Raw genomic sequence first — 12578 nt, 5'->3', positions numbered from 1 at the left:
TACCAATTGTCGTATCGCGACGAAATCTCTGGAGCATTTTCCGGCAAGGCAGGCCCGTTACAGGCAAGAGCTTGCCCCATTGCTCGGGTAAGAGTCGCTTCGCATTGCGTTCATCGACGTGAGTGCGTGAGTACCCGTTGGCTTTGACCATCCCACACTCGCAAAATACCGAGGAGACATGCCATGAAGATCGTCGTGATCGGCGGGACCGGATTGATCGGATCCAAGCTCGTAGCGAAGCTCAAGCAGCAGGGCCACGAGGCCGTGGCAGCTTCGCCGAAATCAGGCGTCAACGCCGTGACCGGGGAAGGCCTCGCAGCAGTGCTGGCGGGCGCGGATGTCGTCGTTGACGTCGCTAACGCGCCGTCGTGGGAGCCTGCCGCCGTGCTGGAATTCTTCGAGCGTTCGAGCAAGAACCTCGCCGCGACTGAGGCGGCCGCCGCCGTGAGGCATCACGTGGCGCTCTCGATCGTGGGAACCGATCGATCGCCCGACATCGCCTATTTTCGTGCCAAGCTCGCGCAGGAGACCATCGTCAAGGCGTCTCCGGTGCCCTACTCGATCGTCCGCGCCACCCAGTTCTTCGAATTCCTTGGCGCCATCGGCGATATGGGTGCGACCGAGGGCCGGATCGTCGTTCCATCGGCGTTGTTTCAGCCGATCGCGGCCGAAGATGTCGCCGATTGCCTCGCGGAGGTCGCGATGGGCCAGCCGCTCAACGGCACGATCGATATCGCAGGACCCGAGAAGGCTCCCTTCAATGAATTTATCGCACGGCGCCTGAAGGCGTCTGGCGATGCCCGACCTGTAGTCGGAAATCCAAAAGCAACCTATTACGGCGCTCCCATTGACGACAGATCGCTGAACCCGCTCGGCGAGGCGCGGCTCGGAAAAACCCCGCTCGCGACATGGCTCGAGACGCTCTGAAGACTCGCAAGTCCCACAGATCACGACAGAAACGGCAATAAAGGGAATCCCATGCGCAGATTGCTGATCGCAACCGCGATTTATACCGCATCTCTCCTGACGGCACACGCCGCCGAGACCGCTACGCCATCGGCCAAGGTGACAGTCGTGTTCGATCAGGCGCTGCCGAATGTCCCCGGCAAGAGCATGAAGGGCGTGCTGGTCGAATACGGCCCTGGAGGCTCCTCGCCGGCCCACATGCACCCGCGCTCCGCATTCATCTATGCCACCATCCTGGAAGGAGCGATCCGCAGTCAGGTCAATGACGAGCCTGCCAAGGTTTATCACAAGGGAGAGAATTTTTCCGAAAATCCCGGCGACCGCCATGCCGTCAGCGCCAACGCCAGTGACACCGAGCCTGCGAAGCTGCTCGCGGTCTTTGTGGTGGATACAGTTGACAAGGAGCTAGTGACGCCTGTCGCGAAGTAATTCCAGGTCAGCGCGTGCAATCAGGCTGCGCCCGCCGCGGCCATCTCCGCCGCGAGCAGCACGGCGGCGCGACTGGCGCCGATCGACGCGGTGCCCTGGCCTGCGATGTCGTAGGCAGTGCCGTGCGCCGGTGTGCAGATCGGGAACGGAAAGCCGCCGAGCAATGTCACGCCGCGATCGAAACCCATCAGCTTCATCGCGATCTGGCCCTGGTCGTGATACATCGTCAGCACCGCATCGAAGGCGCCGCCCTTGGCGCGCAGGAACACGGTGTCGGCGGGAAACGGTCCCTCCACGGCGATGCCATCGCGCTGGCCGGCTGCGACGACCGGCGCAATAACATCGATCTCCTCACGGCCGAAATTGCCTCCGTCGCCGGCATGCGGATTGAGCCCGGCGACCGCGATGCGCGGCCGCGCGAAGCCTGCATTGCGCATGCAGGAATCAGTCAGCTTGAGCGCGCGATGGATCCGTTCGCTGGACAGTCGCGCGGCAACGTCCTTGAGGGGGATGTGGGACGTCACGCGTGCGTTCCAGAGCCGGTCCAGCACATTGAATTCGCTTGCGGGGGTCTTGAGTCCGACCACTTCCGCAGAGAACGCGATCTCGTCGTCATACTCGGCGCGGGCGAGCCGCATTGCCTGCTTGTTGAACGGGGTGAAGCAGACGGCATCGACGCGGTTGTCGCGGCCGAGTTCGAGCGCGTGCTTGTAGTTGGCAAGCGCGAACCTGCCGCCGGCAAGGCTGGCAACTCCCCGCTGGACGTCGCTGGGATCGAGGTGGCCGAGATCGACGAACAGCGTCTCGCCCTCCGCCGCGCGAAAGTCGGCTCCCCGCTCCATTGTCTTCAGCTCGGGCTTGACGCCGGCAATGCGCGCGCCCTGGTCGAAGATGCGGCGATCACCGATCACGACGATCCGGCTGCAGGCGCGGATGTCGTCCTGCACCACGAGCTTTGCAGTCAGCTCCGGGCTGATGCCGGCGGGATCTCCCATTGCCAGTGCAATGAGCGGCTTTGCGGTCATATGATCACCTTCTCTCGAGCTGTCTCTTGAGCTTTCTCTTGGGCCGTTGTCCCGGTCGCGGCAGATGCGGGTTTGCGCCGGAGGCGCGGCAGCTGCAGCACGAGCGGAAGCAGCAACAGCGCGATGCCGGCCACGATCAGGCACGTCACCAGCTTGTTGGCAAAGAAGATTCCGAGCGATCCCTTGGACATCAGCATCGACTGCCGAAACGCGTCCTCGGCCTTGTCGCCGATGACGATCGCAAGCACGAGCGGCGCCAGCGGATAGAACAGCTTCTTGAAGAGATAGCCGACGATGCCGAAGCCGAGCATCATGACGACGTCGAGATAGGAGTTCGACACCGAATAGGCGCCGACGACGCAGATGATCACGATCAGCGGCGCGATGATCACGAAGGGAATCCGCATCAGGGCGGCGAAGACCGGGACGGTCAGCAACACCAACGCGACGGCGACGATGTTGCCGACATACATCGAGGCGATCAGGCCCCAGACAAAGTCCTTCTGGTCGACGAACAGCATCGGCCCGGGATTGAGACCCCAGATCATCAGCCCGCCCATCATGACGGCCGCGGTGGCCGAGCCGGGAATGCCGAGCGAGAGCATCGGCAGCAGCGCGCTGGTGCCGGCGGCGTGATCTGCCGTCTCCGGCGAGATGATGCCTTCGACCTCTCCGGTGCCGAAGTATTTGCCACGGCGCGAGAAGCGGCGGGCAATGCCGTAGCTCATGAAGGATGCCGCGGTCGGGCCGCCCGGCGTGATCCCCATCCAGCACCCGATCGCCGCGCTGCGCAGCAATGCAACACTATGCCGTGGCAGGCGGCCGATCGCGCGAAACACCTCGCGCCACTCGATCTTCGAGGAGACCGCGCGGGCATGAAATTCTTCCTCGACCGCGACCAGCAGCTCGCCGATGCCGAACAGGCCCATCACGGCGACGACAAAATTCACGCCCTTGACCAGCTCGTCGACGCCCATGGTGAGGCGCACGCTGCCGGAGACGGTGTCGATGCCGATCGCGGCAATGGCAAAACCGATCGCGAGCGCCACGACGGTCTTGATCGGCGCCGCGCCGCCCATGCCGACGAAGCTCGCGAAGGCGAGGAAATAGACCGCAAAATATTCCGCCGGCCCGAAGGCAAGCGCGACCTGCGCCACCCAGGATGCGAGGAAGGTGATCAGGATGACGCCGATCAGCGCACCGAACGCCGCCGAGCCGAAGGCAGTCGCGAGCGCCGTGGTCGGTCGGCCGTCGCGGGCCATCGGATAGCCGTCGAAGGTGGTCGCGACCGACGACGGCTCACCCGGAATGTTGAACAGGATCGAGGTGACCGAGCCGCCGAACAGCGCGCCCCAATACATGCTGGAGAGCAGGATAATCGCCGACACCGGCTGCATGCCGAAGGTCAGCGGCAGCAGCAGCGACACCCCATTCGGCGCACCAAGCCCTGGCAGCACGCCGACGAGAATACCGAGCAGCACGCCGACAACCATCAGCACCAGATGCGGCACTGTGATCGCGATGCTGAAGCCGTGAAGGAGTTCCCCAAAATTGTCCATCGGCCTCTCCGTCAGAAGCCAAGCGCCGCGGCGAGCGCGCCGTGCGGCAAGCTCACCTGGAACATGCGCTCGAACACGGCATAGAGCGCGAGCGCCGTTGCCGCGGCCATGGCCAGAGCACGCGGCACGGATTGGTACTTGGGGATCGCAAGCACTGCGAAGACATAGAGCGACGAGGCGACATACATCCCGGCCAAAGGGATCGCGGCAACGAAAATCGCGGCCGGCACGAACAGGCCGGCAAGCCGGCGCAGCTCGATCGGCGTGATTGCGATGGGAACATTTGCGAGCGCCGTGGCCGGCAGAACGCCTCGCACCAGATTGTAGAGGCTTCCGAGCACGATGATGATTCCGGTCAGGAACGGGAACGTCCCGGCATCCACGCCCGCGCTGGACCAGCCGATGCCGTTGTCGAGGCTGGAGACAACGACGGCCACACCAAAGCTGCCGGTGAGGATGGCGGTCGCAAGTTCAAGCGCACGGCGTGAGATCATCGAGGGCTCCGGTCCGTCACGAGATGTCAGAACGTCATTGCGGTGTCACCGCCTTACTTGACCAACCAGCCCTGCTCGCTCGCAACCAGCCGGACGCGCTCAAGGTCCTCCTTGATGAAATTGTCGAACTCTGCGCCGGTCAGGAACGTGTCGATCTGGGAGCTCTTCTCGATGTAGTCCTTCCAATCCGGCGTCCCCTGCACCTTCTTCATCAAGTCGATATAAAACGCGGCCTGGTCCGGAGTGACCTTGCCAGGCAACCACACCGTCCGCGGCTGCTCATATTGCTTGATGTCGAGGCCCTGTTCGACACAGGTCGGAACGTCGCCCCAGCCTTCGGTCGCGGTGATCTTGGCGCCCTGCGGCAGTCGCTTCGGACTGAAAACGCAAAGCGGGCGCTGCGTTCCACCGCGCCATTGCCCGAGGCTTTCGCTGGGATTGTTGACGTGGGAGTCGAGGTGTCCGCCGGCGAGCTGCACGGCAGCTTCGGCGCCGCTCTTGAACGGAATGTAGGTCATCTTGACATGACCTGCCTTCTCGATCATGCGGGTCAGCACCTCGTCGGTATCCTTCGACTGAGCGCCGCCCATCTTGAATTCGCCCGATGCGGCCGCCTTCAGATAGTCGCCCGCCGTCTTGAAAGGCGAGTCCTGTTTGACCCAGAGCAGGAACTCGTCCTGCGCCATCGCTGCGATCGGGGTGAGATCGGTGTAGTTGAAGGCGACCTTGGAGACGAGCGGCTGCTGCCAGGCATTCGACGTGCCGAAGATCACCTTGTAGGGATCGCCGGCGGACGCCTTGCCGTAGACATAGCCTTCCGCGCCGCTGCCGCCGCCCTTGTTGACGACGACGATCGGCTGCTCCGTCAGCTTGTGCTTGGTGATGATGTTCTGCACGGCGCGCGCGAGGTTGTCGGTGCCGCCGCCGGGCCCGGCGGTCGCCACGAACTCGATCGGCTTTTGCGGCTGCCAGGCCGAGAGCGCCGGCATCGTGCCGGCGAGCAGGGTTGCGGCTGCGGAGAGCAGAAATGTTGACGTCCGACCCATGATGTCCTCCAGCTGATTTTTGTCGTTTGTTCTTGTCGTTTTGACGTCCGGTCAGGCGACGCGTTCCTCGCGTCTTCCTGCTGCCAGGACGATTGCGCCTTCTTGTTCGAGCGCTTCGATCTGCTTCTGGTCGAACCCGTGCTCGGCCAGCACCTCGCGCGTATGCTCACCGTAGACCGGCGCGCCCGTACGCACTTTGCCTGGGGTCTCCGAAAACTTGACCGGAAGACCGATCGTCTTCACCGGACCGAGCGTGGAGTGCTCGACCTCGACGACCATCTCGCGCGCCAGCGTCTGCGGATCGCTGAGCGCCTCCAGCATGTCGTGCACGGGTCCGCACGGAACACCCTTCTCGTCCAGCGCCGCGAGCCAGTGCGCCCGGGTCTGGGTGCGGAAGCGCTCGCTCAGGACGGCCTTCGAGCTCCTTCAAATGCGCCATGCGGTCGGCCCCGGTGACGAAGCGCGGATCGGCGGCGAGTTCGCTCGCGCCGAGGGCCTCTAGCATCAACAGCCAGTGCTTCTTGTTGGCGCCGCCGACCACGAGCCAGCCGTCCGAGGCCTCGAACGCCTGATACGGCGCGTTGAGCGGATGAGCAGAGCCCATCGCGCGCGGCGCGGTGCCCGCGGCCAGCGCAATGGTCGATTGCCAATAGGTCTGCACCAGCGCGGCCTCATAGAGCGAGGTCTCGACCCACTGCCCTTCGCCGGTCTTGAGGCGGTGCGTATACGCCGCGAGGATTCCCATGCTCGCGAGCAGTCCAGCGGTGATGTCGGACAGCGGCGGACCGCACTTCACGGGCGGACCGTCGGGACGTTCGCCGGTAAAGCTCATGATGCCGCTCATGGCCTGGGCGACCAGATCGAAGCCGCGGCGGTGCTTGTAAGGACCGGTACGGCCGAAGCCCGACAGCGAGCAATAGATCAGCGTCGGGAATTTTTCGTGCAGCGCCTCGTATCCGAAGCCGAGGCGCTCCATCGCGCCGGGCGCAAAGTTCTCGACCAGCACGTCGGCGTCCGCGATCAGCCGTCGCAGCACCGCTTTGCCGCCGTCGGTCTTGAGGTCCAGCACGATGCCGCGCTTGTTGCGGTTCATCATCAGGAAGGAGGCCGCCTCATCGCCGATCTTCGGCGGCACCGAATGGCGGGTGTCGTCGCCATTCGGCGATTTCTCGATCTTGATGACGTCGGCGCCCATGTCGGCCAGCATCAGGGTGCAGGTCGGCCCGGCCATGACATGGGTGAGATCGATGACCTTGAGGCCGGCAAGCGGCCCCGAACGGCGGGAGATTGATTGCGATCGATCGCTTTGCATCGGCCCGTCCTATTGGCCGCGCCATTGCGGCGCGCGTTTGGTGAGGAAAGCATCGAGCCCTTCGCGAAAATCCTGGCTCGTGTAGCACATCAGGATGAGGTCTTCGCCCGCGTCCCGCGTCAGCCGCCTTTGCAGGCGCGCCACGGCCTGCTTGGTCGCATTCAGCGTCAGCGGCGCATGACTGGCGACGAGCCGCGCGACCTCGTCGGCACGCCGGTCGAGCGCGGCAAGATCCTCGACGACCTCGCCGAGCAGCCCGACGCTTGCGGCCTCCGTGGCGTCAACGAGGCGCGCGGTGAAGATCAGATCCTTGACGCGCGCGGCGCCGATCAGCGCCGTGAGACGGCTGACATTGGACATCGACAGGCAATTGCCCAGTGTCCGGGCGATGGGAAAGCCGATTTTCGCGCTTCTGGTGCCGATGCGAAGGTCACAGGCCGCCGCAATGCCCGCACCGCCGCCGGTGCAGAACCCGTTGATCGCCGCGATCGTCGGCACCCGGCACGCCTCGAGCGTGGTCAGAACCCGATCGATGCGGTTCTCGTAGTCGATCGCGTCCTGCGGCGACTTGAACTCGCGGAACTGATTGATGTCGGTGCCCGAGGCAAACGCCTTGTCGCCGGCCCCGCGCAGCACCAGCACCTTGATCGCATGATCGTCATTGACCTCTCCGCAGATCGCGGCGAGCCGCTCGTACATCGCGAAGGTGAAGGCGTTGCGCGCCTGCGGGCGGTTGAAAGTGATCCGCCCGATACCGTCCTGGCGCTCGAAAACGAGGTCTTCCGCCTCGACCTGCTGGTCCATTTCCTCATGTCCTTCTGTTTTTTACATTTTTTGAATGCAAAATTATCGTTTTTCAAGCTGAAATTTGCAATACTACGCATATATCTTCAATTTTGCATTCAAATGGACCTCAAACCCATGCTTCACGAAGAAGTCGTCGGCCGTATCCGCGCCATCCTGCTCGACGGCGAAATCCCGCCGGGTGCGCGGATTCCCGAGCGCGAGCTGTGCGAGCGGCTCGAGATTTCGCGCACACCGCTGCGTGAGGCGCTCAAGGTGCTCGCAGCCGAAGGGCTCGTGCAGCTCCTGCCCCATCGCGGCTCACGCGCGGCGAAACTGACCGACAAGGACATGCGCGACCTGTTCGAGGTCTGCCAGGGTCTCGAGGCGCTCGCCGGGGAGCTCGCCTGCGAACGCATCACCGATGCCGAGATCGACGCGATCGCCGCCGCGCACGCGGACATGGTGCGGCATTATCGCGAGGGCGATTTGATCCAGTACTATCGCGGCAACCGCGCCATTCACGAAGGCATCGTCGCAGCGGCCGGAAACCCAGTGCTTGCGGGGCTGTATACGTCCGTGACCGCGCGCATCCGCCGCGCGCGCTATGTCACGCCGATGACGCCGCAGCGCTGGGCATTTGCCGTCAGCGAGCACGAGGCGATCCTGAACGCGCTGCAGCGGCGCGATGGCGCCGGCCTCTCGCACATCCTGCGTGCGCATCTGCGCCACAAGCGCGAAGAGGTCTTGCAGGCGGGCTTTGCAGAGACGGAAGGCAATGACCTCACGCTGAGAATTGCGTAAGACAGCGTTCGCGACCTAAAAAAATCTTACCGTCCCATCGCATCGCGTGGTTAGACGACATAATCGCGACACAATCATTGATTGCATTGCGGCAGGCTTGACCGGATCGTGCTGACGACAAAAGTCAGCAACGAACGTCTTTTGTCGCGCGCCGGAATTGCACCGCCAACTGCGACAAGCCGCGATCATCCGCAGACCAATTCCACTTGCTAGCGTGTCTGAACCGGCGCAGCATCTCACCGCTGGCTTCAGGCCGACATAACGCGCGACAAATTCGCGCAGCTCAAAAGAATAAAGTGGAGGAAACGAATGACACTCAATGTCTCACGTCGATCCCTGCTGTCGCTTGGCGCCGGACTTGGTGCCAGCGCCATGTTCGGCAGCAGCGCGATGGCGCGCGCTCCCAAGCTCGGCACGCAAACGCCCTACTGGCACCGCTTCGTGCTCGGCGACGCAGAAGTCACCGTCGTCTCCGACGGACCGCTGCCGCTCGGCGATCCCTCCGGCACCTTCACCGGCGTTTCCAAGGAAGAGGTGAAGAAGATGCTGTCCGACAATTTCCTGTCGCCGGACAATGTCGTGCTGGAGCAGAACTCGCCGATCGTGAACACGGGCGACAAGCTCATCCTGTTCGATACCGGCATGGGCTCATCCAAGATGTTCGGCGCCACCACCGGCCGGCAGCAGAAGAGCATGACCGAGGCCGGCATCAAGCCTGGTGACATCGATGCGGTGGTCTGCTCGCATGCCCATATCGACCACATCGGGGGCATCGTGGACGACGGCGGCAAGCCGCTGTTTCCGAACGCGCAGATCTACATTTCGCAGACCGATTTCGACTTCTGGACCGACGAAAGCAAGCTGGGGAGTCCGGTCAAGGACTTCGTCGTTCACGCCCGCAAGAACCTGCTGCCGGTCCGTGACCGCATCGTGTTCTTCAAGGACGGCCAGGAATTCCTGCCCGGCGTGCAGGCGATCGCAGCGCCCGGTCATACCGTCGGCCACACCATCTTCATGGTCTCGTCGGCCGGCAAGTCCTTCGCCTTCCTTGGCGACCTCTCACATCATCCCGTCCTGCTTCTCGAGCGTCCCCGGATGGAATTCTCCTACGACACCGACCCGAAGCAGGCGGCCGAGTCGCGCGTGAAACTGCTGACCATGCTTGCGGCGAACAAGACCCCCGTGATGTCCTATCACTTCGCCTGGCCCGGCTACGGCCATGTCGCCAAGGCCGGTGAAGGCTTCCACTATTATCCCGAACCGATGCAGATGACGTTGTAGATCGTCGGATCGGGTCCGGGTGGCGCACGCGCCGCCCGGACCATCCGAACGATCACCGCCGTCCGGCCGACCGGCAAAGAACTGCAATTCGTGAGGCCTCCGGCGGCGCTGGCAAACGGGCATTTTGGGGCTATTGAATTGCACTTACTAGTTGCAAGTTAAAATAATTTCACGCGGTTGTGTTTGGGAGCGTCAATGTCCCGCGAGAACGATGGTTTTGTCTTCCACCGTGACCTGCTCCAAGGGGTCCAGGACGTTGTCTATCGGGCCATCAACTTCTTTGTCACATGGGACAAACTGCCGACCCTGCTCGGAGCTGCCAATCTTTCGGCGTTCCGCGACCGGCTGCGGAAGCACAATCTGCACCATACCGGCTACGGCACGGCATCGCCCGGCTGGAGCACGGGCAATGACCGGTGGCGTTCCGCCGACGGCTCCTTCAACAGCCTCGACCATCCGCGCATGGGGATGGCTGGTGCCCGGTTCGGACGCAATTTCGCGCTGCCGGAATGCGTGCCGGACAGTGTAGACGATCTGCTCGAACCCAATCCGCGCGTGATTTCGGAGGAATTGCTGGCGCGCGACGAATTTATTCCCGCGACCAGCCTCAATCTGCTGGCCGCGGCCTGGATCCAGTTCGAAACCCATAACTGGTTCAGCCACGGGGTGCCTGGGTCGGGAAACGAGTTCAAAATCCCGCTCAGGCCGGGCGACACTTGGCCCGAGCGGATCGACGGCTGCATGAAGATCCGTCGCACTGTTTGCGACGAGACATCACGCGAACCATGGCTCGGCGCGACCCCCACATTCCGCAACCTCAACTCGCACTGGTGGGACGCCGGACAGATCTACGGCAGCGACCGCGCGAGGCAGATGCAGATCCGTTCCGGGGCAGATGGAAAGATCACGGTCGACGATGATGGGATGCTTCCAGCCGATCCAGTCCATCCGGGCGCCGATCTCACCGGCTTCAATGACAATTGGTGGGTCGGGCTCAGCCTGCTGCACAACCTCTTCGCACGCGAGCACAATATCATCTGCGACGGCTTGAAGACGCGGTATCCGACCTGGGATGACGAGGAGCTATTCCAGCGTGCGCGCCTGATCAACGCGGCCCTGATCGCCAAGATCCACACCGTCGAATGGACGCCAGGCATCCTCGGTCATCCTGCGCTGGACTTCAGCATGCACGCCAATTGGTCGGGGATACCGTATCGGGTGCTGCGCGCGGTGCTCGGCAAGAACAGCGAAGCCGCCTTTGGTATCGTCGGCTCTCCGACGGATCAGCACAGCGCGCCCTACGCGATGACGGAGGAATTCACCGCCGTCTACCGCCTGCACCCGCTGATCCCGGACGACATGGATGTTCGGCTGCTCGAAGCCGCAAAGGTCGAAAACTGCAAGCTGGTCGATATGCAGGGAGGCGTCTCCCGCAAGTTCATGGAGACGCACGGCTTCGCCAACCTGATGTACTCCTTCGGCACCGCTCATCCCGGCGCCATTCGCCTCCATAATTATCCCAACTTCCTGCGCCAGTTCACGAAAGACGGCCAGCCGTTGCTCGATGTGGCCGCGATCGATATCATGCGCGATCGCGAGCGCGGCGTGCCGCGCTACAATCGTTTCCGCGAGCTGGTCGGAAAGAAGCGGGTCGAGACATTCGAGGAAATCACCAGCATCCCCGGCGCGGCCAGGAAGATGCGCGCGATCTACAAGGGCGACGTCGATCGCGTTGATCTGATGGTCGGACTATTGGCCGAGGACCTGCCGGACGGTTTCGGCTTCAGCGATACCGCCTTCCGCATCTTCATACTGATGGCATCGCGGCGTCTCAAGAGCGACCGGTTTTTCACCGACGACTACCGGGCGGAAGTCTACACCAACTTCGGTCTGGACTGGATCCACAACAACGGAATGAAATCGGTCCTGCTGCGGCATGTGCCGCAACTCGGACCGGCGCTCGAGGGCGTAAACAACGCCTTTGCCCCCTGGCACGTGCTGCGAGGCTGAGCCATGGCCTTCATATTCGCAGCATGGGTGTCGTTGCTCAGCAAGCGATAGGCCGGCTCTTCTTCGCCGACTATGTGCGAGCGAGGAGTCCTGCGACGCCGCGCGCACGTTGCAGGCCTGGTTGTCGGCCTGGCCTAGCACCCGAGCTTGTCGGCGATGCCGCCAAAATCCTTCGCGACGATGTCCCAACTGCCAGTGGCCTCGAAGTCGACTTTCTGGAGCGGACCGTATTCGGTCGGCCGCGCCACGAAGGCGGTCTTCAGACCATTCTTCTGCGCGGCGGCGAGATCGCCGTTGTGGGCGGCGACCATCATCACCTGCTCCGGCTTGAGGCACAGCAGGCGCGCGGCGCCGAGATAGGTCTCAGAGTCGGGCTTGTAGTGCTCGAACAGTTCGGCCGACATGACCAGGTCCCAGGGAAGCCCTGCGAATTTCGCCATGTTGGTGAGCAGCGCGACATTGCCGTTCGACAGCGGCGAGATCACGAATTTCGTCTTCAACCGCGTCAGGCCCGCGACGCTGTCGGGCCACGGATGCAGGCGGTGCCAGCCCTTGGTGAGATGATCGAGATCGGCCTCGGCCAGGCCCTTGATCGAAAATTGCTCGACCAGCTTTTCCAGCGAGCGGCGATGCAGATCGTCGAGCATGACATAGCCGCGCTCGGGATGTTTGCGCACGTCGTCCATCGAGGCCATGTACATGCCGCGCCAGCCGTCGACCAACGCGGTCCAGTCGGCGGCGATGCCGCGGCCCTTCGCCCACCACATGAAATCGGTGATCAAGCTCGTGCGCCAGTCCACGACGGTGCCGAACACGTCGAACACCAGGGCTTTGACGGCGGTGAGGTCAGACATCGACGCTTCCCTGTA

The 12578-nt window shown here is 63.1% G+C and carries 11 protein-coding genes and 1 pseudogene; 5 read left to right on the top strand and 7 right to left on the bottom strand.

The window, feature by feature from the left end; all coding sequences use genetic code 11:
- Positions 1-183 precede the first annotated feature (183 nt).
- Together ACVWW3_RS10040 and ACVWW3_RS10035 are read left to right on the top strand one after the other, a co-directional pair.
- Entirely contained in the window at positions 184-927 is a 744-nt protein-coding gene (locus ACVWW3_RS10040; RefSeq protein WP_456650167.1) for an SDR family oxidoreductase, read from the top strand.
- 51 nt (positions 928-978) lie between these two features.
- Positions 979-1395 (top strand): cupin domain-containing protein, encoded by a 417-nt coding sequence (locus tag ACVWW3_RS10035; RefSeq protein ID WP_456650168.1) that lies wholly within the window; start codon positions 979-981, stop codon positions 1393-1395.
- Positions 1396-1415: 20 nt separating this feature from the next.
- Here the strand turns inward: ACVWW3_RS10035 and ACVWW3_RS10030 are convergent, their stop codons facing one another.
- From ACVWW3_RS10030 to ACVWW3_RS10005, 6 genes and pseudogenes are all read right to left on the bottom strand, one after another.
- Entirely contained in the window at positions 1416-2420 is a 1005-nt protein-coding gene (locus tag ACVWW3_RS10030; protein WP_456650169.1) for a 4-hydroxythreonine-4-phosphate dehydrogenase PdxA, read from the bottom strand.
- Positions 2417-3979, bottom strand: coding sequence for a tripartite tricarboxylate transporter permease (locus ACVWW3_RS10025; RefSeq protein ID WP_456671944.1), 1563 nt, complete (start codon positions 3977-3979; stop codon positions 2417-2419). Before ACVWW3_RS10025 ends, ACVWW3_RS10030 begins: the two co-directional genes overlap by 4 nt.
- Positions 3980-3990: 11 nt before the next feature.
- Positions 3991-4473 (bottom strand): tripartite tricarboxylate transporter TctB family protein, encoded by a 483-nt coding sequence (locus tag ACVWW3_RS10020; protein ID WP_247347080.1) that lies wholly within the window; start codon positions 4471-4473, stop codon positions 3991-3993.
- 53 nt (positions 4474-4526) lie between these two features.
- The gene (locus tag ACVWW3_RS10015) at positions 4527-5519 is read right to left on the bottom strand and encodes a Bug family tripartite tricarboxylate transporter substrate binding protein (RefSeq protein ID WP_456650170.1); all 993 of its coding nucleotides are present in this window, start codon (positions 5517-5519) and stop codon (positions 4527-4529) included.
- A 51-nt stretch (positions 5520-5570) separates the two neighbouring features.
- Positions 5571-6831: pseudogene (locus ACVWW3_RS10010) on the bottom strand (CaiB/BaiF CoA transferase family protein).
- Between the two features lie 9 nt (positions 6832-6840).
- Positions 6841-7635, bottom strand: a complete 795-nt coding sequence (locus ACVWW3_RS10005; RefSeq protein WP_456650171.1) for an enoyl-CoA hydratase/isomerase family protein — start codon at positions 7633-7635, stop codon at positions 6841-6843.
- A gap of 117 nt (positions 7636-7752) precedes the next feature.
- Between ACVWW3_RS10005 and ACVWW3_RS10000 the strand changes: the two genes are divergently transcribed.
- The 3 genes from ACVWW3_RS10000 (at position 7753) to ACVWW3_RS09990 (ending at position 11709) form a co-directional block, all read left to right on the top strand.
- Positions 7753-8418, top strand: a complete 666-nt coding sequence (locus ACVWW3_RS10000) for a GntR family transcriptional regulator (RefSeq protein ID WP_456650172.1) — start codon at positions 7753-7755, stop codon at positions 8416-8418.
- Positions 8419-8727: 309 nt separating this feature from the next.
- Positions 8728-9699 (top strand): MBL fold metallo-hydrolase, encoded by a 972-nt coding sequence (locus tag ACVWW3_RS09995; RefSeq protein WP_456671943.1) that lies wholly within the window; start codon positions 8728-8730, stop codon positions 9697-9699.
- Between the two features lie 195 nt (positions 9700-9894).
- The gene (locus ACVWW3_RS09990) at positions 9895-11709 is read left to right on the top strand and encodes a peroxidase family protein (RefSeq protein WP_456671942.1); all 1815 of its coding nucleotides are present in this window, start codon (positions 9895-9897) and stop codon (positions 11707-11709) included.
- 134 nt (positions 11710-11843) lie between these two features.
- Here ACVWW3_RS09990 and ACVWW3_RS09985 read toward each other — a convergent pair whose 3' ends face one another.
- The gene (locus tag ACVWW3_RS09985; RefSeq protein ID WP_456650174.1) at positions 11844-12563 is read right to left on the bottom strand and encodes a haloacid dehalogenase type II; all 720 of its coding nucleotides are present in this window, start codon (positions 12561-12563) and stop codon (positions 11844-11846) included.
- Positions 12564-12578: the final 15 nt, after the last annotated feature.

It is taken from the genome of Bradyrhizobium sp. LM2.9 (assembly GCF_054056555.1).
The sequence above is the reverse complement of the archived record's forward strand: the minus strand, read 5'-3'. Positions and strand labels throughout refer to the sequence as shown.